At 70.7% G+C, this 24,687-nt stretch carries 21 protein-coding genes; 8 read left to right on the forward strand and 13 right to left on the reverse strand.

The annotated features are described in order from the left end of the window. Positions 1-89 precede the first annotated feature (89 nt). The 6 genes from ACZ5NW_RS34740 to ACZ5NW_RS34765 all read right to left on the reverse strand — a co-directional run bounded on the left by ACZ5NW_RS34740 (position 90) and on the right by ACZ5NW_RS34765 (position 4,301). Entirely contained in the window at positions 90-479 is a 390-nt protein-coding gene (locus ACZ5NW_RS34740) for a DUF6507 family protein (protein ID WP_468748133.1), read from the reverse strand. A 44-nt stretch (positions 480-523) separates the two neighbouring features. Further along, positions 524-838, reverse strand: coding sequence for a pore-forming ESAT-6 family protein (locus tag ACZ5NW_RS34745; protein ID WP_468748011.1), 315 nt, complete (start codon positions 836-838; stop codon positions 524-526). Between the two features lie 51 nt (positions 839-889). Continuing rightward, on the reverse strand, positions 890-1,222 hold the full coding sequence (locus ACZ5NW_RS34750; protein WP_468744536.1) for a hypothetical protein: 333 nt from the start codon (positions 1,220-1,222) through the stop codon (positions 890-892). Between the two features lie 199 nt (positions 1,223-1,421). Next, positions 1,422-2,621, reverse strand: coding sequence for a SpoIIE family protein phosphatase (locus ACZ5NW_RS34755; RefSeq protein ID WP_468748012.1), 1,200 nt, complete (start codon positions 2,619-2,621; stop codon positions 1,422-1,424). A gap of 239 nt (positions 2,622-2,860) precedes the next feature. Next, positions 2,861-3,670 carry an Fpg/Nei family DNA glycosylase gene (locus tag ACZ5NW_RS34760; RefSeq protein ID WP_468748013.1) on the reverse strand — a complete coding sequence of 270 codons (810 nt, stop codon included), beginning with the start codon at positions 3,668-3,670 and terminating at the stop codon, positions 2,861-2,863. A gap of 145 nt (positions 3,671-3,815) precedes the next feature. Further along, positions 3,816-4,301, reverse strand: a complete 486-nt coding sequence (locus ACZ5NW_RS34765; protein ID WP_468748014.1) for a ribose-5-phosphate isomerase — start codon at positions 4,299-4,301, stop codon at positions 3,816-3,818. A 218-nt stretch (positions 4,302-4,519) separates the two neighbouring features. Here ACZ5NW_RS34765 and ACZ5NW_RS34770 point away from each other — a divergent pair, with 218 nt between their 5' ends. Continuing rightward, positions 4,520-5,968: an amino acid permease gene (locus tag ACZ5NW_RS34770; protein ID WP_468748015.1), complete on the forward strand. Its 1,449-nt coding sequence runs from the start codon at positions 4,520-4,522 to the stop codon at positions 5,966-5,968. A gap of 14 nt (positions 5,969-5,982) precedes the next feature. On the opposite strand, the gene ACZ5NW_RS34775 is transcribed toward ACZ5NW_RS34770, so the two are convergent. Further along, positions 5,983-7,701, reverse strand: a complete 1,719-nt coding sequence (locus ACZ5NW_RS34775) for a serine/threonine-protein kinase (RefSeq protein WP_468748016.1) — start codon at positions 7,699-7,701, stop codon at positions 5,983-5,985. A 241-nt stretch (positions 7,702-7,942) separates the two neighbouring features. On the opposite strand from ACZ5NW_RS34775, the gene ACZ5NW_RS34780 reads away from it, so the two are divergent. Together ACZ5NW_RS34780 and ACZ5NW_RS34785 are read left to right on the forward strand one after the other, a co-directional pair. Then, positions 7,943-8,680, forward strand: a complete 738-nt coding sequence (locus tag ACZ5NW_RS34780) for an LPXTG cell wall anchor domain-containing protein (RefSeq protein WP_468748134.1) — start codon at positions 7,943-7,945, stop codon at positions 8,678-8,680. Between the two features lie 59 nt (positions 8,681-8,739). Beyond that, positions 8,740-10,041: an FAD-binding oxidoreductase gene (locus tag ACZ5NW_RS34785; protein ID WP_468748017.1), complete on the forward strand. Its 1,302-nt coding sequence runs from the start codon at positions 8,740-8,742 to the stop codon at positions 10,039-10,041. A 30-nt stretch (positions 10,042-10,071) separates the two neighbouring features. On the opposite strand, the gene ACZ5NW_RS34790 is transcribed toward ACZ5NW_RS34785, so the two are convergent. Then, a complete protein-coding gene (locus ACZ5NW_RS34790) occupies positions 10,072-10,653 on the reverse strand; it encodes a biotin transporter BioY (RefSeq protein ID WP_468748018.1) in 582 nt (193 codons plus the stop codon). A 307-nt stretch (positions 10,654-10,960) separates the two neighbouring features. On the opposite strand from ACZ5NW_RS34790, the gene ACZ5NW_RS34795 reads away from it, so the two are divergent. Further along, on the forward strand, positions 10,961-12,352 hold the full coding sequence (locus ACZ5NW_RS34795; protein ID WP_468748019.1) for an amino acid permease: 1,392 nt from the start codon (positions 10,961-10,963) through the stop codon (positions 12,350-12,352). A 72-nt stretch (positions 12,353-12,424) separates the two neighbouring features. On the opposite strand, the gene ACZ5NW_RS34800 is transcribed toward ACZ5NW_RS34795, so the two are convergent. Next, the gene (locus ACZ5NW_RS34800) at positions 12,425-13,090 is read right to left on the reverse strand and encodes a mycothiol-dependent nitroreductase Rv2466c family protein (protein ID WP_468748020.1); all 666 of its coding nucleotides are present in this window, start codon (positions 13,088-13,090) and stop codon (positions 12,425-12,427) included. A gap of 176 nt (positions 13,091-13,266) precedes the next feature. Between ACZ5NW_RS34800 and pepN the strand changes: the two genes are divergently transcribed. Beyond that, the gene (gene pepN / locus ACZ5NW_RS34805; RefSeq protein WP_468748021.1) at positions 13,267-15,837 is read left to right on the forward strand and encodes an aminopeptidase N; all 2,571 of its coding nucleotides are present in this window, start codon (positions 13,267-13,269) and stop codon (positions 15,835-15,837) included. Between the two features lie 274 nt (positions 15,838-16,111). After that, a complete protein-coding gene (locus tag ACZ5NW_RS34810) occupies positions 16,112-17,149 on the forward strand; it encodes a hypothetical protein (protein ID WP_468748022.1) in 1,038 nt (345 codons plus the stop codon). Positions 17,150-17,216: 67 nt separating this feature from the next. Here ACZ5NW_RS34810 and ACZ5NW_RS34815 read toward each other — a convergent pair whose 3' ends face one another. The 4 genes from ACZ5NW_RS34815 to ACZ5NW_RS34830 all read right to left on the reverse strand — a co-directional run bounded on the left by ACZ5NW_RS34815 (position 17,217) and on the right by ACZ5NW_RS34830 (position 20,311). Next, positions 17,217-18,407, reverse strand: a complete 1,191-nt coding sequence (locus ACZ5NW_RS34815; RefSeq protein ID WP_468748023.1) for a glycosyltransferase — start codon at positions 18,405-18,407, stop codon at positions 17,217-17,219. Positions 18,408-18,528: 121 nt separating this feature from the next. Further along, positions 18,529-18,969 (reverse strand): NUDIX hydrolase, encoded by a 441-nt coding sequence (locus tag ACZ5NW_RS34820; RefSeq protein ID WP_468748024.1) that lies wholly within the window; start codon positions 18,967-18,969, stop codon positions 18,529-18,531. 9 nt (positions 18,970-18,978) lie between these two features. Beyond that, positions 18,979-19,863: a pyridoxamine 5'-phosphate oxidase family protein gene (locus tag ACZ5NW_RS34825; RefSeq protein ID WP_468748025.1), complete on the reverse strand. Its 885-nt coding sequence runs from the start codon at positions 19,861-19,863 to the stop codon at positions 18,979-18,981. Between the two features lie 4 nt (positions 19,864-19,867). After that, the gene (locus ACZ5NW_RS34830) at positions 19,868-20,311 is read right to left on the reverse strand and encodes a VOC family protein (RefSeq protein ID WP_468748026.1); all 444 of its coding nucleotides are present in this window, start codon (positions 20,309-20,311) and stop codon (positions 19,868-19,870) included. A gap of 121 nt (positions 20,312-20,432) precedes the next feature. Between ACZ5NW_RS34830 and ACZ5NW_RS34835 the strand changes: the two genes are divergently transcribed. Both ACZ5NW_RS34835 and ACZ5NW_RS34840 read left to right on the forward strand, forming a co-directional pair. After that, positions 20,433-20,960, forward strand: a complete 528-nt coding sequence (locus ACZ5NW_RS34835; RefSeq protein WP_468748027.1) for a CGNR zinc finger domain-containing protein — start codon at positions 20,433-20,435, stop codon at positions 20,958-20,960. A 287-nt stretch (positions 20,961-21,247) separates the two neighbouring features. Further along, positions 21,248-24,553: a S8 family serine peptidase gene (locus ACZ5NW_RS34840; protein WP_468748028.1), complete on the forward strand. Its 3,306-nt coding sequence runs from the start codon at positions 21,248-21,250 to the stop codon at positions 24,551-24,553. The last annotated feature ends 134 nt before the right edge of the window (positions 24,554-24,687 follow it).

Genomic DNA, 24,687 nt, shown 5'->3' on the forward strand with positions numbered 1-24,687 from the left:
GATGTTCGTCGCGTCCTTCTTCAACGCGGCGTGGTCCAGCTCCAGTTGGGCCAGATTGCCGGTGAACTGAGGAATCTGATCAGGCTTGATCACGCTTTGCCCACCCCCGGGGCATCGATCTTCGGGGCGGCGAGGGTGTTGCGCTGCGCCTCGGCCGCCATCTCCTCGTCACCGTTCAGGTACGCCGTCGTCGCGTCGACCACACCCTGCAACGACTTGCCGGCCCTCGCGGCCACGAACTGCAGGTCCTTCGACGACCGCTCCGCCCACTGCGACAGGGCGAGCGCTACGAGACCGCCCGCCGCCTGCTTGCCGTCCGCCGCCGGCGCGTCCGCGGAGATCGTGCCCGCGCTGGTTGCCGCCGACGACAGATTGTCGCCGAACGACTTCGCGTGCGTCTCCAGATGCCCCGCCGTCTCACCGGTCGTCTTCAGCACATGCGAAATACCCTGCGGCTTCAGATCCCAGCCAGGCACGATCAACCCCCGTACATCAGGAACTACAGATCCGACTCAGCGGCGTGTCAGCCGATGTTGTCGACCGCCGACTTGGCCTTCGCCAGCGTCGACTGCGCCGTACCGTCGTTCTTCTCCAGCGTCGACTTCAGCAGCGCGATGATGTTCTTCACCTCGTTCGACGCGTTCGTCCACCGCTGCTCCTTGCCGTGGTACTCATCCGCCACACCATCCGCCGTGAAGTCCGCCATCGCAGCCTTCACCTGACGGTCACGCTCACCGATCACCGTCTCCAGACGCGCCACCACCGCCTGGATGTTCCCCTGCGCATCCGTCGACGCACCAATGTCGTACGACCGACGATCCTGACCCGAACCCGCCATCACACACTCCCCGTGAAGAAGAAGAAAACCTGACTCAGCCGACCAGCAGCTCTAACGGGCACCGAACCGGGCCGCGTCGAAGTTCGCAGCTGCCATCTGCTGCTGCGCGTTCTCACCCTGCTCCTGATCACCAGAAGCGAACGCCGACTCCATCCCCGACTGACCACCCAGGATCGCCGACAACGACCCGTTCAACTCACTCGTGATCTCATCCGCACGCGCCTTGAACGCATCGAACCGCTGCCGACCCGTACCGTTGAACTTCCCCTCCAACGGCTGCGCCGCCTGCACCAACAACCGGATCAACGTACCCAGTTCATCACTCGAACCACGCGAATCACGCATCAGCGTCGACAGCGTCTGCGCACCCATGTCGAACTTCATACCCGAACCCGCCTCCCCCATGAGGGTCTCTCGTCACGGGCCGCCTTGGCGCGGCCCGCGCATCTCATCTGTAGCAACTCCCCCATTGCTCATGCAATCGATAACCCCCGCCAGTTACGGACGTGGCACAAACACATGACCGACCGGAGAGGGCAATCCTCTCGATCCTCGCACAACGGGCACGGCCAACGTGCGTCTGTCAGTAGGGAGTTGGCAGGGAGGCGGGCGGTGCCGTCGCCGTGGGGCCCTCGCGGCAGATCAGCAGCAGGGCCCGGTCGTCGTTGACGTCCTTCGCGACCGCCTCGATCAGATGCCAGGCCGCACCCTGGAAGCCGCCGGCCACATAGCGGTCGGCCTCGCCGGTCAGCCGGTCGATGCCCTCGACGATGTCGCGGTCGGACGTCTCCACCAGGCCGTCCGTGAACAGCATCAGTACGTCCCCCGGCCGCAGCGAGCCCTTCACCGGGTCGAACTGGGCGCCGTCGTACACCCCCAGCAGTGGGCCCTCGGCCGCCTTCTCCTCCCAGCGGCCGCTGCCCGCGCTGAGCTGGAGGCCCGGCGGGTGGCCCGCGGAGTACAGCTCGTAGTCCCCGGAGTCCAGGTCGAGGACCAGGTGGATGGAGGTGGCGAAGCCCTCATCCCAGTCCTGGCGGAGGAGATAGCCGTTGGCGGCGGGGAGGAAGGCGTGCGGGGGCAGGGAGCCGAGCAGGCCGCCGAAGGCGCCGGAGAGAAGCAGGGCGCGCGACCCGGCGTCCATGCCCTTGCCGGAGACGTCGGTGAGGACGACCTCCAGGGTCCGGCCGCCGTTGGTGCGTGCCGCGACAACGAAGTCACCGGAGAACGACTGGCCCCCGGCCGGTCTCAGCGCCATCTCTCGGTGCCAGCCCTGCGGGAGCTTCGGCAGCTTGCTCTGCACCCGGATGCGCTCGCGCAGGTCGAAGAGCATCGTGCCGCCGCGCCGCCAGGGCACGCCCACCCTGCTGCGGAACTGGGCGATCAGCAGGCCGAAGAAACCGCATGCCGCCACGACGAGGACCACGCCCGGGGTGACCCTGGAGGGGCCCTCGGTGTACGGGCCGAGCCGCACCGATTCGACGATCAGGGCCGTGGCGGCCGCCGCGTACAGGCCGAGCAGGCTCGCCGGGCGCAGCAGGATGCCGCCGGCCACGATCGGGAGGACCAGGGCGGCCGGGGAGCACCACACCTCGTTGACGAGGGTGGTGGCGGCGATCAGCGGGATCGTGAGCAGCAGGCCGGCCAGCGCGATCCAGTCGGATCCGTCGCCGCGGAAGTAGTCGACGGCGCTTTTGCGCACGCCGGTGCGGACCCGGTGCATCAGGTGCTTCAACCGGGCCGTGAACGTCTCGGCTTCCGAGCGCCGCTCTCGTCCTGCTGCCATTAGTTCGGGACCCTATCCATCGAACCCGTCGCTTGGCACGGGAGGTCCCACTTGTCCCCCGTCCGAGGCCCGACTTCACAGTGAACGGCACGGAAAGCGCTCGCGTGGCAGGAGAGAGAAATCCCCTCGCTTGTCCCGAATTGCCCTGGTAGGCATGGGTCCATGGCGTACGACCGGCCCGCGTCCGTACGACTTCTGGAGCGCCGGTGGCTCCGGCACGAAGTGTCGGTCGGGCGGTCTCAGGGTTTCTGGCAGGTCGGGCACCAGAAGAGGTTGCGGGCCGCCAGGTCGGCGGTGCGGATGCCGTCGCCGCAGAGGTGGCAGGGGAGGGTGGCCCGGCGGTAGACGTAGACCTCGCCGCCGTGGTCGTCCACGCGGGGCGGGCGGCCCATCGCCTCCGGGGTGTGCTCGGGGCGGACCGTGTCGATGCGGTTGTTGCGCACGCCCTCGCGCATGAGGGCGACGAGGTCGTGCCAGAGGGCGTCCCACTCGGCGGGGGTGATGTCCCTGCCGGTGCGGTACGGGTCGATGCCGTGCCGGAAGAGGACTTCGGCGCGGTAGACGTTGCCGACGCCGGCGACGACCTTCTGGTCCATGAGGAGGGCCGCGATCGTCGTACGGCTGCGGGAGATCCGTCGGTACGCGGCCTGGGGGTCGGCGTCGTCGCGGAGGGGGTCGGGGCCGAGGCGGTCGTGTATCGCGCGCTTCTCCGCGTCCGTGATCAGGGCGCAGGTCGTCGGGCCGCGCAGGTCGACGTACGCCGTGCTGGTCGCGAGGCGGAGGCGGACGGTGTCCGTGGGCGGGGGTGCGGGGGCGGCGCCGAAGGTGACCTTGCCGAAGAGGCCGAGGTGGATGTGGATCCAGTCGGTGTCGCGGAAGCCGAGGAAGAGGTGTTTGCCGTGGGCCTCGGTGTGGGTGAGTTCGGCGCCGGTGAGGAGGTCGGTGGCGTCGGTGAACTTGCCCTGGGGGCTGGTCAGGCGGGGGGTCGTGCCGAGGAACGCGCCGGCGTAGTCCTGGGCCAGGCGGTGGATCGTGTGCCCTTCCGGCACAGCTGCGTTTCCCTTCGTGACCGTCGTCCCGGGGCTCTGCCCCGGACCCCGCCAAGGGGCTCCGCCCCCTGGGCCCCCTGACCTATGCCCACCCACCACCCGTTTCCAGTGGGGTGATGGGTGAGCGCAAAGCCCTACTGCTGACCTACTGCTGCGGGTGATGCGCCGGGATCGGCGGCAGGTCGCCCGTCGTCTCGTACCCCGACAGCATGTCGATGCGGCGGATGTGGCGCTCGTCCTGCGAGAACGGCGTGCCCAGGAAGATCTCGACGAACTTCGTCGCCTCCTCCTGGCTGTGCATGCGCGCGCCCACCGCCACGACGTTGGCGTTGTTGTGCTGGCGGCCCAGCGCCGCCGTCTCCTCGCTCCAGGCGAGGGCCGCGCGGACGCCCTTGACCTTGTTCGCGGCGATCTGCTCACCGTTGCCGGAGCCGCCGATGACGATGCCGAGGGAGTCGGGGTCCGCGGCCGTCCGCTCCGCGGCGCGGAGGCAGAAGGGCGGGTAGTCGTCCTGGGCGTCGTAGATGTGGGGGCCGCAGTCGACGGGGTCGTGACCGGCCGCCTTCAGCCAGTCGACGAGGTGGTTCTTGAGTTCGTAGCCCGCATGGTCCGAGCCGAGATACACGCGCATGGCATGCAGTGTGACATGCGGGTTGCCGACCCGCAGGGCCGGGTTCCGGGCGCCGAACGGGGCGCACCCCACCGGGCGAATACTACAGAACCTCAGGAAAACCTCAAGTAACGATCCGGAATCATAGGTTTCCGAATCCATTCACCTCCGATTCACTGGACCGGCTCGTACACCGCTCGTACGGGAGTCCCCTCAAGCGGCGCAAAGGAAATCCATCCATGACCTCGCAGCCGACCTTGTCGAAGGCCGCACCCGGCCGGCCGAACCCCACCGGAGAACCCGGATCCGGCCTCCACGCAGGGCTCAAGAACCGGCATCTGTCGATGATCGCCATCGGCGGTGTCATCGGCGCCGGCCTCTTCGTCGGTTCCAGTTCCGGAATCGCCACCGCCGGACCCGGCATCCTCCTCTCCTACGCCCTCGTCGGCACGCTCGTGGTGCTGGTGATGCGGATGCTGGGCGAGATGTCCGCCGCCAACCCGACCTCGGGTTCCTTCTCCGCCCACGCCGACCGGGCGCTCGGCCGCTGGGCCGGCTTCTCCATCGGCTGGCTGTACTGGTTCTTCTGGGTCGTCGTGCTCGCCGTCGAGGCGACCGCCGGCGCCAAGATCCTGGAATCGTGGGTCCCGGCCGTGCCCCAGTGGGGCTGGGCGCTCATCGTGATGGTGGTGCTGACCGCCACGAACCTCGTCTCCGTCGCCTCCTACGGTGAGTTCGAGTTCTGGTTCGCCGGTATCAAGGTCGTCGCCATCGCCGCGTTCATCGTCGTCGGCGGCCTCGCCGTCTTCGGTGTGCTGCCCGGCGTCGACGCCGACAAGGCCGGTCTCGGCAACCTCACCGACCACGGCGGCTTCCTGCCCAACGGGCCCGGCGCCATCCTCACCGGTGTCCTGCTCGTCGTCTTCTCCTTCATGGGCAGCGAGATCGCCACCCTGGCCGCCGGCGAGTCCGAGGACCCGCAGCGGGCCGTCACCAAGTCGACGAACAGCATCATCTGGCGCATCGGCGTCTTCTACCTCGGGTCGATCTTCGTGGTCGTGACGCTGCTGCCGTGGAACGACAAGTCGATCGCCGACAAGGGCTCCTACGTCGCCGCCCTGGACTCCCTCGGGATCGCGCACGCCGGTCAGATCATGAACTTCATCGTGCTGACCTCGGTGCTGTCGTGCCTCAACTCCGGGCTGTACACGGCCTCCCGCATGGCCTTCTCGCTCGGCGAGCGGGGCGACGCCCCGAAGGCGTTCGCCCGGACCACCTCGCGCGGCGTGCCGATGGCCGCCATCCTCGCGTCGGTCGTGTTCGGCTTCGTCGCGGTGTTCTTCAACTACGCCTACCCGGACACCGTCTTCCTCTTCCTCGTCAACTCCTCCGGCGCGGTCGCCCTCTTCGTGTGGCTGGCCATCTGCTTCTCGCAGCTGCGCATGCGGAAGATCATCCAGGCCGAGACGCCGGACAGGCTCGTCGTGCGGATGTGGCTGTACCCGTACCTGACGTGGGCGGCCATCGCGCTCATCGTCTTCGTCCTCGGCTACATGCTGACCGACACCGAGCACGACGGACGCGAGACCGTGCTGCTGTCGCTACTGGTCGCGGCGGTCGTGCTGGCCGTCTCCTTCGTGAAGGAGAAGGTGGCCAGGGGCAGGGCCGAAGTCGACGCCGCACGTTAGGACGGCCCCAGCCGTCACAGCACGGTGAAGCTGTCCTTCACCTTCTCGTAGGTCTTCAGGGCATCCGCCTCCACTCCCGGCCGGTACCAGGTGTTGATCTGGTACGACTTGCCGTCCTCGTCGAAGCCGAGGAGCCGGGCGTGCCAGCGGGTGCCCTGAAGCGTGAAGGTGTACTCCCAGACGACCGCCGGCCGGTCCCGGAACGTCGTCTCCTCCAGGCGGATCTTCCGGTAGTCCCGCCCCTGGTGGGCGTTCTGCTCCGACGTCCGCCAGCTCTCCATGAGGTCGCCCCGGGCCAGGGACGACTTCGCCACGAGCTCCTGGGTGCCGTCCGGGGACGTGTAGTGCACCTCCGCGCCCGTCTTCACATCCCGCTGCCAGCCCTTCGGTGTCGCCCACGCGTATCCGCCCGCCTCCTGGTGCGCGCCCGGCGGCAGGCTGCGGGGGCGGGCGGTGCCCTCCACGGTGGGCGAGGGGGACGTCGTGCCGAGGGCCGAGGCCGGGGCTCCGGAGGAGGCCTGCGCCGGTGCCGCCGTGGCGCCCTCATCGTGGTGCGCCCCAGGGGCGACCGCCAGCACGACCGCCGCGACGACCCCGGCGGTCACGACTCCGGCGGCGGCCAGCAGGGCGGTCCGTCCACTCGTACGACGGCCCGCGCGGCGCCGCCCTCGGTCCGGGTCCGGCGCGGGTGCGGAACGGGTGGGAGCGGTGGAGATCCTGGGCCCGGCGCAGAGGGTGAGGGCCTCCGCCGGATGCGGGGACCCACCGGCCGGGGACTCGGGGTGCGGGGACGCCGGGTGCGGGGGTGGAGGTGGGGTCCCGGGTCGTACGGGCGGCGGAGATACGGGCGTTACGGGCTGTGCGGGCGCCGGTGATTCAGGCTGTTCGGGCCGTACGGGCGCCGGTGACACGGGCTGCACGGGCAACGAAGGCGTCGCCGGCGCCGTGCGTTTGGCCAGATCGACGGGTCGGCCCTGTCGTACCGGATACGCCACCGGCCCGAGTGCCTCGTCCACCTCGGTCAGGGTCGGGCGGGTCTCCGGCTCCTTGGTCAGCAGGGCCGCCAGGATGCGTGACAACGGCCCTGCCGAGGCGGGCAGTTCGGGCTCCTCGTAGAGGACCGCGTGCAGGGTCGCCAGGGTCGTGTCGCGGGAGAACGGGGAGTGGCCGGCCAGGGCGGCGCACAGGGTGGCGCCCAGGGACCAGATGTCGGACGGCGGGCCCTGGGGGCGGCCGGAGACGCGCTCGGGGGCCATGTAGTCGGGTGAGCCGACCAGCATGCCGACCATGGTGAGCGCCTTCGCGTCCTGGATGGCGGCGATGCCGAAGTCGGTCAGCACGACCCGCCGCCCGCCGGACTCGACCAGCACGTTGCCGGGCTTGATGTCCCGGTGCAGGACGCCCCCGGCGTGCACCTGGCGCAGGGCGGCGACCAGGCCGAGCCCGATCCGGGCGGCCTCGCGGGGGCCCAGGGGGCCGTCTTCGGCCATGATCCGCTCCAGGGAGCGGCCGGCGACCAACTCCATGACGATCCACAGGCGTTCGCCCTCGTCGACCACGTCGTAGACCCGTACGACGTTGGGGTGGTCGATGCGGGCGGTGGCCCGGGCCTCCCGGAGGGTGCGCTCACGGCGGGTGCGGATGTCCTCGGCGTCGAGGCCGTCGATGCGTATCTCCTTCACCGCGACCTGCCGGTGGAGCATTTCGTCGGCGGCCCGCCACACCCGCCCCATTCCCCCCTGTCCGATGATTTCGACCAACCGATATCGGCCCGTCACCAGCAGCCCCGGTATACCGCCGCTGCCGCCGCTCCCCATATTTCCCATATTCCCCGGCAATCCGCCGCACCCCCTCCATCTGCCGTCCCGACTGAAACACAATGGTCACACTTCAGGCGGTACCAGCATAGTGCGGAGAAATCTTGTGGTACCTCTTCAAGTACTGCGAATTCAGGCGCAGCCAAGGGGGGCGAACATGAGTTCTCGTCGTATGCCGACGCGACTGACGGCCATCACAGGATCGCTGGTCACAGCATCTTTCTCGGCGATGTTGATCCTTTCCGCCACCGCCGTCGCGGATGACCAGGGGCCCGGGAGCGGAAAAGGGGGAAAGGCCGTGGACGCGGCACCGGCGGGCGTGAAGCCGACCACGTCACTGCCGGAGAAAATCTCGGTGGACAACAGCTCGAAAGAGACGGCGATCACCGCCACGGTGAAGAACGAGGGGACCAAGAACAGCGGAAAGATCCGGCTTCTGGTCGTCGGTTTCGACGGACTGACGGTCAAAAACGTTCAGGGTTGTTCGGCTATTGCCACCGGGGATCTCCCGAAGGGCTCGAACAGCGGGTTCTCCTGCCCCATCGACGATCTGGCGGCCGGGGCGTCGAAGTCGTACGCGGTGGACGCGACGTTCGATCTCGCCGGGACCGGGAAGATCTGTCTGCCCGTGCAGACCGGCGACGGCAAGAAGACGTACTGGCAGCAGGGGCCGGTGCCGTTCGGGACGACCAATCCGTCGCCGAACGCGCCCGCCACCCCGCTGCTGCTCGGCACCGACAACAAGCCGGTCGGGCCGGGCGGGGACCGGCTGCCGAACACCGGCTTCGACCGTGACGTCCTGCCGCTGGGCGCGGCCGGCGGCGCCCTTCTCGCGGCGGGCGCGGCGGGTCTGTGGTGGTCGCGGCGGCGGCCCGCCCGATCTGGCCAGAACTGATCGCGATCGGCCGGATTACCTGACGCGAGCCGTCAGGTAATCCGGCCATGCTGTCCCTCATGACCTTCTCCAAGGACACCGCACCGACCCTTCTCAGCCCCGGCGACCCCGGCTACGACGACGAACTCGCGGGATTCCAGACCGGGTTCGGACGAAAGCCCGAGGTGATCGCCATCGCCTCCGGCGCCGAGGACGTGGTCGCCGCCGTACGCCACGCGGCCGAGCGCGGTCTGACCGTCCGGGTGCAGGCCACAGGACACGGGCTGCCGGGCAGCTCGCAGGGCGGCCTGCTGATCTCCACGCGTCGCATGGACGGCCTGACCGTCGACCCCGAGGCCCGTACCGTCCGCGTCCAGGCGGGCGTGCGATGGGGCCAGGTGGTCGCCGCCGCCGCACCGCACGGGCTCGCCCCGCTCAATGGCTCCGCGCCCAGCGTCGGCGCCGTCTCCTACACCCTCGCCGGCGGACTGGGCATCCTGGCCCGGGAGTTCGGGTACGCCGCCGACCACGTCCGCTCCCTGGACGTCGTCACCGCCGACGGCGAACTGCGCCATGTCACCCCGGACTCCGAGCTCTACTGGGGCCTGCTCGGGGGCGGCCACGGCCTCGGCGTCGTCACCGAGCTGGAGATCGACCTCGTCCCCGTGGCCACGCTCTACGGCGGCGCGCTCGGCTTCGACGGCCGGGAGATCGACCCGGTGGCGGCGCTGCGCGCGTACGAGGCGTGGACGCGGACCGTGCCGGACGGGCTGACCTCGTGCCTCGTCGCCGTGCCGTACCCGGACCTGCCGGCGCTGCCGCCGCATCTGCGGGGGCGGTACGTGATCGCGGTCCGCGTCGCGTACACCGGCCCGGACGGCGCCGAACTCGTCGCACCGCTGCGGGAGCTGGGCCCGGCCCTGTTCGACACGCTGCGGGAGATGCCGTACGCCGAGAGCCACACGATCCACACCGACCCCGACTTCCCGCACGCCTACTACGGGGACAGCGCCGTGCTGCGGGAGCTGGATCTGGAGCGGGCCGCCGAGCTGATCGCCCGCACCGGGCCGGACGCCCTCGGGCGGTGCGTCGTACAGCTCAATCACCTCGGGGGCGCGCTCGCGCGGTCCGCGCCGAACGCGGTGCCCCACCGTGAGGGGCGGTTCGTGATGCGGCTGCTGGCGCCCGGGGAGTGGGCGGCGGGGCGGGCGCTGCTCGACCCGCTGTTCGAGCTGCTCGCGCCGGACACCATCGGACGGTCGGTCAGCTTCGCCTTCGGCACCGGGGACCGCACCGAGGGCCTCTTCGACGCGGAAACGGCGAAGAGGCTCGCCGACCTCAAGTCGCGGTACGACCCGGCGAACCTCTTCAGCTGGAACTGAACCCGGCGAACGCCGGGGACCGAGCGTTGACTAACGCTTGTCGACGAGCGTCCAGGCGGTGGGCAGCAGGCCCATCGCCAGGGCGGCCTTCAGGGCGTCGCCGATCAGGAACGGCGTGAGGCCGGCGGCGATCGCGGCGGAGGCGGACATGCCGGTCGCCAGGGCGAGGTACGGGACGCCGATGGCGTAGATGATCGCCGTGCCGAGCAGCATGGTGGCCGCCGTCCGCCACACGCCGCGGTCGGCGCCGCGGCGGGCCAGCGCGCCGACGACGGTCGAGGCCAGCAGCATGCCGAGGATGTAGCCGAACGACGGGGCGGCCGCGCCGGAGGAGCCCTCCGCGAACCACGGCACGCCGGCGACGCCCAGCAGTGCGTACAGGGCGAGGGAGAGGAAGCCGCGGCCGGCGCCGAGGGAGGTGCCGACGAGCAGCGCGGCGAAGGTCTGGCCGGTCACCGGGACCGGGGAGCCGGGCACGGGCACCGACAGCTGGGCCGCGAGGCCGGTGAGGGCGGCGCCGCCGACGACCAGGGCGAGGTCGCGGACGCGGGAGGCCGGAAGCAGGTCGGCGAGGACCTGCCCGGTGCGGGCGGCGGGGGCGGCGGTGCTCATGGGGACTCCGCGGATCGGGGGCACAAGGGGACGCGTCGACGCTATCCCAGGGGCTCCGCCCGATCACGGTCAGTAGTCGACAAAGGGGGGCGGGCGGGCTTGGTGTGCTCCGTACAAAGACTGCGCCCTACACCCACCGGGCGGTGACGCAGGTCACGGGGCCCGCGCGGCCTCGCTCACATGCCATGTCCTGATCACGGAACGTGCCCTTGCTGTCCGGATAGCGGACAGCGATGCCCTCCTCCCCGGTCCCCGCCCAGACTGTGGGGCGTTTTTGCCCATCTCACGCATTGGACGAGCCGCGCCCATGCCCAGCACCACCACCGTCGGGACACCTACACCGCCGCAGCAGCAGGACGGCGTGCCCCTCTCCCACGGCCTCAAGCAGCGCCATCTGTCGATGATCGCCCTCGGCGGAGTCATCGGCGCCGGGCTCTTCGTGGGATCCGGCGCCGGTATCGCCGCCGCCGGTCCCTCGATCGTCGTCGCCTACAGCCTCTCCGGTCTCCTCGTGATGCTGGTGATGCGGATGCTCGGCGAGATGTCCGCCGCCCACCCCTCCTCGGGCTCCTTCTCCGCGCACGCCGAACGGGCCATCGGCCCCTGGGCGGGCTTCACCGCGGGCTGGTCCTTCTGGGTGCTGCTCTGCACGGCCGTGGGCCTGGAGGGCATCGGCGCCGCGAAGATCGTGACGGGCTGGCTGCCGGGTACCCCGGAGTGGGCCTGGGTGGCGCTGTTCATGGTCGTCTTCTGCGGCGCGAACCTGGCCGCGGTGAAGAACTTCGGTGAGTTCGAGTTCTGGTTCGCGGCCCTGAAGGTCGGTGCGATCAGCCTGTTCCTGGTGCTCGGCACCCTGGCGATCCTCGGCGTGCTGCCCGGCACGGACTCCCCCGGCACGAGCAATCTCACCGACTTCCTCCCCGGCGGCGGCGAGGGCCTGATCATCGGCATCCTCGCCTCGGTGTTCGCCTACGGCGGCATGGAGACGGTGACCATCGCGGCCGCCGAGTCGGAGGACCCGGTCAAGGGCGTGGCGAGCGCGGTCCGTACGGCCATGTGGCGCATCGCGCTGTTCTACATCGGCTCGATGGCGGTCGTGGTGACGCTCGTTCCGTGGGACTCGAAGGCCATCGCCGAGAAGGGCCCCTACGTCGCCGCCCTCGACGAACTCGGCATCCCCGGCGCCGGGCAGGTCATGAAGGTGGTCGTCCTGGTCGCCCTGCTGTCGGCGATGAACGCCAACATCTACGGCTCCTCGCGCATCGCCTACTCCCTGGTCCAGCGCGGTCAGGGTCCGCGGGCCCTGGGCCGGGTCTCCGGCGGCGTCCCGCGGATCGCCGTCCTCGCCTCCTGCGTCTTCGGCTTCGCGTGCGTGGTCCTCAGCTACTGGCGCCCGAACGACGTGTTCAGCTGGCTGCTGAACATGATCGGCGCGGTCATCCTCGTCGTCTGGGTCTTCATCGCCGTGTCGCAGCTGCGGCTGCGCCGGCGACTGGAACGGGAGGCACCGGAGAAGCTCACCGTCCGCATGTGGGCGTTCCCGGTGCTGACCTGGGTGGCCCTGGCCGGCATGGCGGCGATCTTCGTGCTGATGGCCCGCGAGCCGGACACCCGGATCCAGCTGTACTCGACGGGCGGCATGACGCTGTTCCTGGCGACAGTCGGCTACGCCTGGCAGCGCCGGCGCGCCACGCGCTGACGCCGGCATCAGGAAGGCCCCCGCGAGTGACGTCACTCGCGGGGGCCTTCCTGCCGTACGGGACCTACGGACCTACAGGTTGCTGAAGTCCGGGCCCTTGGTGCGGGTCCGCTTGATCTCGTAGAAGCCCGGGACCGATGCCACCGCGATGGTGCCGTCCCAGAGGCGGGCCGCCTGCTCGCCCTTGGGGGCGGGGGTGACGACCGGGCCGAAGAAGGCGATCTGCTCGCCGTCGGGGCCGGGCAGGGAGATGATCGGGGTGCCGACGTCCTGGCCGACCTGGCTGATGCCCTCCTTGTGGGAGGCGCGCAGCTCGGCCTCGAACTCGAAGTCCTCCTGGTCGGCGTAGTCGATGAGGTCGGCGGGCAGGCCGACGTCGGCGAGCGCGCCGACGAGCGCCTCCCGCGTGGGGCCCTCGCCGTTGGTGTGGACACGGGTGCCGAGCGCGGTGTAAAGGGGGCCGAGTACGTCGTCGCCGTGCTTCTGCCAGGCGGCGGTGACCACGCGCACGGGCGCCCACGCCTTGGTGGTGAGCAGCTCGCGGTATCCCTCGGAGAGCTCGTCGAGCCGGTCCTCGTTCAGCACGGCCAGGCTCATGATGTGCCAGCGCACCTCGATGTCACGGACCTTCTCCACCTCCAGGACCCAGCGGGAGGTCATCCAGGCCCAGGGACACAGCGGGTCGAACCAGAAGTCGACGGGGGTCGGGGCGGTGGTGCTGCCGGCGGTCTCGGGCATGGCTCTCCTCAGGACGTGGTACTTGAAGGCTTGAACAACCGCGGCCCGACCGTCATTCCCGGCCGCTCCGGTCATTACCGGCCGCCCGACCCGTTCCCTGCTCCCCGGCGTCAGTGGCACATGGCAGGATCGGTGCTGTCCGCTTGACTGATCACCACCCCGAGGGAGTGCCACCCGTGCCCGGTGAGAACCTGTCCCGTGACGAAGCCCGGGAGCGGGCCGCCCTGCTGTCCGTCGACGGGTACGACGTCTCCCTCGACGTGCGGTCCGCCATCGGCGACGCGCAGGGCGAGCCGCGCACCTTCCGCTCGGTCACCACGATCCGCTTCCGCTGCGCCGAACCCGGCGCCACCAGCTTCGCGGACCTGATCGCCCCGAGCGTCACCGCGGTCTCCCTCAACGGCAAGGACCTCGACCCGAGCGAGGTCTTCGACGGCTCCCGGATCGCCCTGGAGGACCTCGCTGCGGAGAACGAGCTGGTGGTGGACGCCCAGTGCGCCTACTCCCGCACCGGCGAGGGCCTGCACCGCTTCGTCGACCCCGAGGACGGCGAGGTCTACCTCTACACGCAGTACGAACCGGCGGACTCCCGTCGGGTCTTCGCCAACTTCGAGCAGCCCGACCTCAAGGCCCCCTTCCGCTTCGAGGTGCGCGCGCCCGAGGGCTGGACGGTCTGGAGCAACGGCGCGGGGCAGCAGACGGACGGGGTCTGGCGGTTCGCGGAGACGAAGCCGATCTCGACGTACATCACCTGCGTCGTCGCGGGCCCGTACCACTACGTGACGGACTCCTACTCCCGCACCTTCGCCGACGGCACCACGCTGGAGATCCCCCTCGGCGCGCTGTGCCGCAAGGGCCTCGCGCCGCACTTCGACGCCGACGACGTCTTCCTGGTCACCAAGCAGGGCCTGGACTTCTTCCACGACCACTTCGACTACCCGTACCCCTTCGGGAAGTACGACCAGGCGTTCGTGCCCGAGTACAACCTGGGCGCGATGGAGAACCCGGGCCTGGTGACCTTCCGGGAGGAGTTCATCTTCCGCGGCAAGGTGACGCAGGCGTCGTACGAGGCCCGGGCGAACGTGGTGCTGCACGAGATGGCGCACATGTGGTTCGGCGACCTGGTCACCATGGAGTGGTGGGACGACCTGTGGCTGAAGGAGTCCTTCGCGGACTTCATGGGCACGTTCGCGAACGTCGGCGCGACCCGCTTCAAGGACGCCTGGATCACCTTCGCCAACCGCCGCAAGGCCTGGGCCTACCGGGCCGACCAGCTGCCGTCCACGCACCCGATCACGGCCGACATCCGTGACCTGGAGGACGCCAAGCTGAACTTCGACGGCATCACGTACGCCAAGGGCGCGTCGGTGCTCAAGCAGCTGGTGGCGTACGTCGGTCAGGACGCGTTCCTGGAGGGTGCCCGCCGCTACTTCAAGCGTCACGCTTACGGCAACACGCGCCTCGGCGACCTGCTGTCGGCCCTGGAGGAGACCAGCGGCCGCGACATGGGCACCTGGGCGCGCGCCTGGCTGCAGACGGCGGGCGTCAACTCGCTGACCCCGCAGATCCTGCTGGACGCCGATGGCCGCGTCCAGGAGCTGGCGGTGCTCCAGGAGGCCGCCGAGTCCCACCCCGAGCTGCGCCCGCACCGCGTCGCGGTCGGCCTGTACCGCCGTACGGAGGCCGGCGCCCTGGAGCGGTACGCGCAGGCGGAGGCGGACGTCGCCGGCCCGCGCACGCTCGTGACGGAGCTGGCGGGCGCCGAGGCGCCGGAGCTGGTGCTGGTCAACGACGACGACCTGACGTACTGCAAGACCCGCTTCGACGAGACGTCGCTGGACACGCTGCGGGAGGCGCTGGGCGGCATCACCGACCCGCTGGCGCGCGCCCTGTGCTGGTCGGCGCTGTGGAACATGACACGCGACGCGCTGCTGCCCGCCCGGGACTTCGTGGACCTGGTGCTGCGGTTCGCCGGGCGGGAGTCGGACATCGGCGTGCTCCAGATGCTGCACGCCTGGGCGAACTCGGCGCTGGTCCACTACGCGGCGCCGGACTGGCGTGCGGCCGGTGAGCGGCTGCTGGCCGAGGGCGCGCTGAAGGAGCTGCGCCAGGCCGCGCCGGGCAGCGAGCACCAGCTGGCGTGGGCGCGGTTCTTCGCCACGGTGGCGTCGGGCGGGGCCGACCTCCAGCTGCTGAAGGGCCTGCTGGACGGCACGGAGGACATCGAGGGGCTGGAGGTCGACCAGGAGCTGCGCTGGTCGTTCCTGGAGCCGCTGGCCGCGCACGGCGTCGCGGACGAGGCCGTGCTGGCCGCCGAGCTCGCCCGGGACGACACGGCGTCGGGCAAGCGCCACCAGGTCCGCTGCCTCGCCGCCCGGCCCCTGGAGGCGGTCAAGGCGCAGGCCTGGGCGCAGGTCGTGGAGTCGGACGCGCTGTCGAACGCGCTGGTGGGGGCCACCATCGCGGGCTTCGCTCAGCCGTCGCAGCGGGAGCTGATCGCGCCGTACGCCGAGAAGTACTTCGCGGCGATCGAGCGGGTGTGGGCCGAGCGGTCCATCCAGATCGGCATGGACGTGGTGTCGGGCCTGTTCCCGTCGCTCCAGGACTCCCCGGAGACGCTGGCGGCGACGGACGCGTGGCTGTCGGCGCACGAGGACGCCGCGCCCGCGCTGCGCCGGCTGGTCCTGGAGGCGCGCGACGACCTGGCACGGGCCCTGCGGGGACAGGCGCGCGACGCGGAGGCGTGAGCGGAGGCGGCGGGGTGGCCGGGGGTCGGGGGTCGGGGCGGGGTGCGACCCGGCCGCTGACGCCGCCCGGCTTTGGCCAATGATTCGACGGACGGCCACCGTTACGAAATTCAGGCCATTATGACCGTAACCCCTGGTCCCACCCATCCGGACCAGGGGTTTTCGGTGCCTACTCGGCATCCGAACACCCGTCCTTTAGCGCGGGCTTGTCCTGGTTTGTCGACGGGCGCGTAACAGCGGTTAAGGGGCGGACCGGAAGCGGAATGCCGATCGCATGAACCACAACACCCCGCTCTCCCCCCGCCCCCTGCGCCACCTCTCGGACGTCCAGCGGCGCGTCCTGACCACGGCGCATCTGCGCTCGCACGGCGTCTCCCCGTCCGAGATGAACGAGCAGTGCCGGGCCGGCGGGCCCTGGCAGCAGATCCTGCCGGGCGTGTACCTGCTGCACCCCGGCCCGCCGACCAGCGAGGAACGGCTGCACGCGGTGCTGCTGTACGCGGCGCGCGAGTCGGCCCCCGGCGTACCGGTCCAGCCGACGGCGGACGACCCGCACCGGCCCGTCTACTCCGAGGCGATGATCACCGGCCTGGCGGCCTTGAACCTCCACGGCTTCTCGTCGGCTCCCCCGCTGCCGTCCCTGGAGCGGATCGACGTCCTGGTCCCGCGCCTGCGCCGGCTGCGCTCGACGGGCTGTGCGCACATCGTCCGTACCGCCGCGCTGCCGACGCCGGAACACGCGACCGGAGTGCCGGTCGCCCCGGTGCCGCGCGCGCTGGCCGACGCGGTGGCGGAGCTGACGGACGCGGGGGCCGTACGCCGGCTGCTGACGGAGGCGGTGCGCGGAGGACACTGTGAACCGGCGGCCGTGGTGCGGGAGTTGAACCGGGCGAAGCTGCTGGGCCGACCGCATGTCGTGGACGCCGTGGACTCCCTCCTCGCGGAGGGCCGGGCGATCGCCGAGGACCGGCTGTACGAGATGGTGACGCGGTACGGGCTGCCCGACCCCGTCTGGAACGTCGATCTGCGGCTGCCCGGCGGGCCTCACCTGGGCGGGCTCGACGCGTACTGGCCCGAGCAGGCGGTCGCCGTCGAGCTGGACACGCGGGCGCCCCGGCAGGACGAGGACGCGCTGTGGTCGGAGTACGCGCGCAAGCGGGAGCATCTGGAGCGGCTGGGGATCACGGTCGTGTACCTCACGCCGAGGAAGCTGCGGGAGGGGATGGAACAGCAGGCGGCGGTGGTGCGGACGGCGTTGATGGCGGCGGCCGACCGGGATCCGGCCGCTTATGTCGTGGTGCTGCCCCGGTAGGGGGACCGGGGCGCATCAGGAGGGGAGAGGAGGACCGCCGGGCTCGCGCCCGGCGGTCCTCCTCGTGTCAGGTGGGGACGCGCGCGGTCGTCACATGGTCGAGCAGATCCGCGTACGCCGCGATCATCCTCGTGCGGCTGAAACGCTCGCGGCTCGCCTCCAGGGCCGGGGCATAGGACGCCCGCCGCGTGATCGCCTCCGTCCAGGCGGCCGCGATCGCCTCGGGGTCCGGCGGCGTGATGACGCCCAGGCCCGCGACGATCAGAGGGGTGTCTCCCACGTCCGTCGACACCGGTACCGCCCCGCACATCATCCCCTCGATCAGGCACAGCGGGGCCGCCTCGCCCCACGCCGAGGTCAGGGAGACCACGTCCGACGCCGCGTACAGGGTCTCCATGTCGCCGCGCACGCCCAGCCTGTGGACGCGGTCCGCGAGGTGCGCGTCCGCGCCGAACGCGGCCTCGATGTCCGCCGTGAGGCCCGGGTTCGACGAGGTCATGCCCGCCCCGCACATCAGGACGTGACCCCGCGGCTGCCGGCGGAGCCAGGCCGCGGCGGACCGCAGGAACAGGGGGACGTTCTTCATGCCGTCGTAACGGGCCGCGAAGACGACCACCGGGGCCGACGGGTCGATGGCCAGCTCCGTGCGCAGGGCGAGGCGCCGGCTCGCGTCGGGGCGGAAGCGGATCAGGTCGACGCCGTTGGGGATGACGTGGAGCAGCTCGCGCGGGACGCCCGCCTCCTCGTAGGCCGCCCTGGTCGACTCGGCGCAGCACACGCACGCGGTGACCGTCCCGTCGGCGATCGCGGCCTTGAGGTCGTCGAGGGCGCGGCCCTGGTTCTGCGGGTCGGAGCGGTGCAGGCAGACCACGACCGGGCGGCGCGGCAGGCCCGCCTGGTTCAGCAGCGCCAGGGGCTGTTCCTTCAGGGAGAGGATGACGTCCGCCTCCGCCATCGCCCGTGCCGTGTCGGCCAGCTCGGGGCCGGTGAAGACGGCCGGATTCGCACCCCGCGCCTCGAACACCCGGCCGAGCGAGGTGACGCCGACACCCGCCGCCGTGAGCGTGCGGTAGCAGGCGTCGTCCTCCATGCGCTGGCGGGTGGCCTCGCGGGTCACCTCGCCGTGGACGCTGAGCACCTGGTGCCGCTGGCCGCCCTCGCGCAGGCCGAGGAGCACATCGCTGTGCACGATCCGGGCACCGCCGGAGAAGAAGCCCTCGTACACGGAGAGGACCCGCAGTTCGTTCGTCGCGCGCACTCGACCACCCGCCTTGCACACATATCAAGCCATCCCCGTGAAAGTGCGGGTTAGCCGATATGAGGCGGTACGGACGTTTCGTCTGGATGAACGGGGCGTCTCGTGTCCGTGTCCGCTGGATTTACTCGAAACGCGGGCGGTCGCGCCACATCCGCAGGGCCACGTCGATCAGCGGCACCCTGGTCAGGCCGTCGACGTCGGCCAGATCGTGCCAGGCCGCGAAATCGGTGGAGCCGCCGATCTCGTAGCGCAGCTCACCGCCCGCGATCCGGGCCTCGTAGACCATGCGCACCCCGTGGTGGTCGACCGCGCGGCGCAGGCCCCGGCGGGGGAAGGTGGTACGGAAGGAGTGCACGCCGAGGAGACCGGTCACCTCGATGCGGTAGCCGGTCTCCTCGTGCAGCTCGCGGACGACGGTGTCGTGCGGATCCTCGCCGTGCTCCATACCGCCGCCCGGCAGCACCCACTCCGGGGTGCCGTCGGGCCCCGGGGAGCGAGCGAGCAGGAGCCGTCCGTCCCGGACACACACGGCGTAGGCCGCCACCCTCAAGTTCCGTCGCACACCGGAACGTTAGGGCTTGTCGGTCGGATTGGCAGGTGAGTATTGGGGGGCGGACCAGCGCAGGGGGAGGGCCGACGGGGTGTCGAGGGTTCCGGTGACGGTGAAGTGGACCGTGCGGGTGCCGTCGGGGGCGTAGCACGTGTGCGCGCGGCCGGTGAGTTCCAGGGTGCGGCCGGTCTCCCAGTCCAGGAACAGCAGGCCGGCGCGGGGGTCGACGGCCAGGTTGCCGAGGGTGAGGAACATGGAGTTGCCGGGGTAGTCCCGCCAGCTCAGTTCGGTGGGTGACGGCACGCGGACGAAGCCCGGGTTGCCGCCCCGGTGGCTGGCGTCCGCTCCGCCCTCGCGCACGGTGGCCAGGAAGAACGTGTCCGCCGCGGCGATGAAGTCGGCCTGCTCGGCGGTGAGTTCGACGCCGGGCACGGTCGCTTCCGGCGCGCGGTCGACGGTCTCGTACGACTGCCGCTGCTGGAGGTACTTGGGGCAGTTGGAGAACACCTGGTCGGCGGTGATCGAGAAGCCCTCGGGCGTGGGCCGCAGCCGGCCGTTCAGCCGCATGCGGCGGCGGGTGCGGGGGTCGAGGGCGATGGTGCCGACGGGGGTGTCCGGTGTGGCGAGGGCCGTCGCGAGCGGGGCGGCCGGGGGCGACTGGCCGGCGACGGAGATCCGGTGCGGACCGGTGGCGCGGACGAAGCCGGGCGGGCCCGTGCGCGCCGACGCCCACACCTCGCCCGTGTCCGGGTCGGCCGCGCCCAGGATCAGCAGGGGCTGGATGTCGAGGAAGGCGGCGGCGACCGGTTTGATGCCGTCGCCGATGGACCGGCCCACATGGTCGGCCTGCACACGGACGCCGAGCCGGTCCTGCACCGCGCGCGAGCCCTCGTGGAAGACGCTCATGGCTCTAGAAGAAACCGCAGGTCGGAGCCGACTGGTTCGGCACCGGGGCGCCCTCGGCGCCGGTCGGCACGGAGATCTCCAGGCGGGTGCCGTCCGGGTCGTGGAAGAAGATGCCGCCCGACGCGGAGCCCTCGCGGTGGGCGACCACGCCGTCGTAGGCGAAGTCGACGCCGTACGCGCGCAGGGCCGTCTCGTACTCCCGGACCCGCTCGATGGAGTCCGCCTCGAAGGCGAGGTGGTGCAGTCCGGCGCGGTCCGCCTCGTACGAGCCCCGCGCCTGCTGCCAGAGCGTGAGGACGAGCCGGGTGCCGTCGCCGAGGAACGCGTACCGCCGGTCGTCCTCCTTGCCCTCGCCGATCACGGCGAAGCCCAGGACGTCGCGGTAGAAGGCGAGCGAGCGGTCGATGTCGGTCACGTTCAGGCCGATGTGTCCGGTGCGCAAGGTCATGGCTCTCCCCTTCGGCTGCCCAATGCGGCGGTCTAACCTCTGTGCTCGATGTTAGGGGTTAGATTCGCGAGGTGCAACCTGTCACGTACTCTTGACCGGTTAGTACGGAAGGGAGCCCCGCATGTCCGCCGACCCCCGCCCTCTCACCGGCGAGCCCCTCGCGCTCGATCTGCTCAACACGCGGTGGATGCGGGACGGGGCCGTCCAGGACCTGCTCCAGGACACGCGCGGGCTCGCGGTATGGCTGGCGGCCAACGGCCTCGACGGCCGGTTCACCGCCGACGACCCCACCCTGCGGCACGTGCTCCAGGCGCGGGACGCGCTGCGCCGGGCGGTCGACGAGTCCGTCACCGAGCCCGTCGACGCCGTCCTCGGCCACGGGCGCGTCCGGGTCACCCTCACCCCCGACGGACCCGGCGAGACGGCGGAGTTCACCGACCCGGCCTGGGGTCCCGCCTGGCTCGCCGCCCGTGACTACCTGCGGCTTCTCACGACCGCGCCGGACCGGATCCGTTCCTGCGCGCACGAGGCGTGCATCCTGCACTTCTTCGACACCTCACGGAACGGCACCCGCCGCTGGTGCTCCATGGCGGCCTGCGGCAACCGCGCGAAGGCGTCCCGCCATTACGCGCGCTCGAAGGACGCCTGACGGGCGCACACCGAAGGACGCCTGACAGCCAGGCACCGAAGGACTCGTGGCGGAAAGTTGAACTGGACAAGGGGTAACGGGCGACTTGTCGGACTTCGCCCCCCATCTCCCCAAAGTCCATAGGGGGTTTTCCCCATCAGTCCATTTCGATTCGGTCAACCCTCCCCAAATACCTGTCCCTTGCGTAAAGCTGTGCGATCGTCCGGGACCGCATTCCGGACGGTCGAGATCGGGCGCTGACCAGCCCGGTCGTCCTGTGCACGCACCTTCACCTGCAAGGGATGCCGATGACCCACACCCCCGAGCGCGAATCCATACGGGGCGCCAGACAGGTGGTCCGGATAGCCGTGGCCGCCGGCCTGGTGGCCGCACTGTCCGCGGCCGGACCGATACCGATGGCCTTCTCCGCCGAACCGGCGCCCGCCGCCGACCCGGCCGTGAAGTCCGCCGCCGAGAAGCTGGGCGCGGACGACGCCGACGCCCTCGCCGAGGCCAAGGCCGACGGCGACAAGAACGTGACGCTGATGGTCGCGACCGCGCCGGGACAGACCGAGCAGGTCGCCGAGGAGCTCGACGACATCAAGGGCGGCTCCGTCGGCCGCTCCTACGACAAGCTCGGCTACGTCCGCGCCACCGTCCCCACCGGCAAGGCGGACGCGGCCATCGCCGCCGCCGCGAAGCTGTCCTCGGTGCACGCGATCGACCTGCGCCAGGAGATCGCGCTCGACGACCCGACGCCGGTCGCGGACACCGCGCAGGGCTCCCGGTCCGCGACGTCGAAGACGAAGACGTACGCCGCGCCGGACAAGAACACCCCCGCCGAGAACCCGTACAACCCGTCCTTCGAGACGGGCGCGGTGGACTTCGTGCACGACCACCCGAAGGCGGACGGCCGGGGCGTCACCATCGGCATCCTCGACTCCGGCGTCGACCTCGGCCACCCGGCCCTGCAGAAGACGACCACCGGTGAGCGCAAGATCGTCGACTGGGTCACGGCGACCGACCCGATCACCGACAGCGACGGCACCTGGCGGCGCATGACCAACCCGGTCAGCGGCCCGACCTTCAGCATCGCGGGCTCGACCTGGACGGCCCCCGCGGGCGACTACCAGTTCAACCTGTTCCGCGAGTCCGCCACCGCCGGCGGCGACGCCAAGGGCGACGCGAACCGCGACGGCGACACCACCGACGCCTGGGGCATCCTCTACGACCCGGCCGCCGGCACCGTCCGCGTCGACCTGAACAACAACTTCGACTTCACCGACGACACGCCGATGAAGCCGTACAAGGACGGCTACCAGATCGGCTACTTCGGCACCGACAACCCGTCGACCGACGTCGTCGAGCGCCAGCCGTTCGTCGTCGAGATTCGCAAGGACGTCCCGACCGACCCCTACGGCGGCGACTGGGTCGGCAAGAAGGCCGACTTCGTCAACATCGGCGTCATCGAGTCCGAGCACGGCACCCACGTCGCCGGCATCACCTCCGCCAACGGCCTGTTCGGCGGCAAGATGAACGGCGCGGCCCCGGGCGCGAAGATCGTCTCCTCGCGTGCCTGCAGCTGGACCGGCGGCTGCACCAACGTCGCGCTCACCGAGGGCATGATCGACCTCGTCGTCAACCGCGGCGTCGACATCGTCAACATGTCGATCGGCGGCCTGCCCGCGCTGAACGACGGCAACAACGCGCGCGCCGAGCTGTACACCCGCCTGATCGACACCTACGGCGTGCAGCTGGTGATCTCCGCGGGCAACTCCGGCCCCGGCGCCAACACCATCGGCGACCCCGGTCTGGCCGACAAGGTCATCTCGGTCGGCGCGTCCATCTCCAAGGAGACCTGGGCCTCCAACTACGGCTCCATCGTGGAGAAGAAGTACGCGATGCTGCCCTTCTCCTCGCGCGGCCCGCGTGAGGACGGCGGCTTCACGCCGACCCTGACCGCGCCCGGCGCCTCCATCAACACCACCCAGACCTGGCTGCCGGGCTCCCCGGTCGCCGAGTCGGGCTACACGCTGCCGGCCGGCTACTCCATGCTCCAGGGCACCTCGATGGCCTCCCCGCAGGCCGCCGGTGCCTCCGCGCTGCTGCTGAGCGCCGCCAAGCAGAAGGGCATCGCCCTCACCCCGGCGACCCTGCGCACGGCCCTGACCTCGACCGCCGACCACATCAAGGGTGTGCAGGCGTACGAGGAGGGCGCGGGCCTGATCAACATCGTGGACGCCTGGGACGCCATCAAGGACGGCGCCTCCGCCCACGACTACACGGTGAAGGCCCCGGTCGACACCGCGCTCGACTCCGCGCTGAAGGAGCCGGGCTTCGGCACCGGCCTCTACGACCGCGAGGGCGGCCTGAAGGCCGGCCAGAAGAAGACGTACGACGTCACCATCACCCGTACGTCCGGCGCGGACAAGGCGATCCGCCACGAGCTGCACTTCGAGAACAACGCCGGTGACACCTTCAGGATCGTCGGCGACGACGAGGTGAAGCTGCCGCTGAACAAGCCGGTCACCGTCAAGGTCGAGGCCAAGCCCCGCTCGGCCGGCCTGAAGAGCGCCATCCTGGAGGTCGACGACCCGAAGACCGAGGGCGTGGACAAGCAGATCCTCACCACGGTCGTGGTGTCGACGCCGGTGAACCACACGTTCTCCGCGTCCAACACCGTGCAGCGCAACAGCTTCCAGTCCTACTTCGTGACCGTGCCCGAGGGCGCCAAGTCCCTCGAGGTGGCGATCGGCGGGCTGAAGGACAAGAGCCAGACGCGCTTCATCGCGATCCACCCGTACGGCACCCCGTCGGACAACACCTCGACGCCGTACTGCTACAACAACTACCTCGACGGCAACGGCTGCAAGCCGGACGTGCGTTCGTACGCCGACCCGCAGGCCGGTGTCTGGGAGATCGAGGTCGAGTCGCGCCGTACGTCGCCGCTGCTCGACAACCCGTACAACCTGGACGTCACCGTGCTCGGCGCGACGTTCGCCCCGGCGACCGTGACCGTGCCCGAGGCGAAGGTCGGCACCCCGGCCCCCGTCTCCTGGACCGTGACGAACGGCTTCGCCGCGATCGACGGCAAGCTGACCGGCGGCGCGCTCGGCTCGTCCAAGACGACCCGCCCGACCATCAAGCAGGGCGAGACCCAGACCACCACGGTCGTGGTGCCCGAGGGCGCCACCTCGCTCGACGTCGCCATCGGCAAGGTCTCCGACACCTCCGCCGACCTCGACCTGACGGTCAAGGACGCCAACGGCAAGCAGGTCGCCCAGTCCGCCGACGGCGACTCGGAAGAGGCGGTCTCCATCCCCTCGCCCGCCGCCGGTACCTACACCATCGAGGTCGTGGGCTACTCGGTGCCGTCCGGCTCCACCGCGTACGACTACCGGGACGTCTTCTTCTCGGCCTCCCTCGGCACCGTCGATGTCGCGGCGACGCCGGTGAAGCTGGCCACGGGCGCCTCCACGACGGTCTCCGCGACCGTCACCGCGGCGGCCGCCGCCCCCGAGGGCCGGGCCTTCTTCGGCCGGGTCCAGCTGGTGAACGCGCACGGCACGGCCGCGGGCGTGGGCAACGTGGCGATCGAGAAGGTCGTTCCGTAACACCCGCGATGCGGCAGCAGGGGGCGGGGGGGGGGGGGGGGGGCCCCTCCCCCCCCTTTTCCCCCCCCGCCTTCTTTTTTCCCCCCCTCTTTTTTTCTTCCTTTTTTTTTTCCCCCCCAGCGTGGGGGATACGG

The sequence above is a fragment of the Streptomyces sp. NPDC032126 genome, assembly GCF_055580085.1.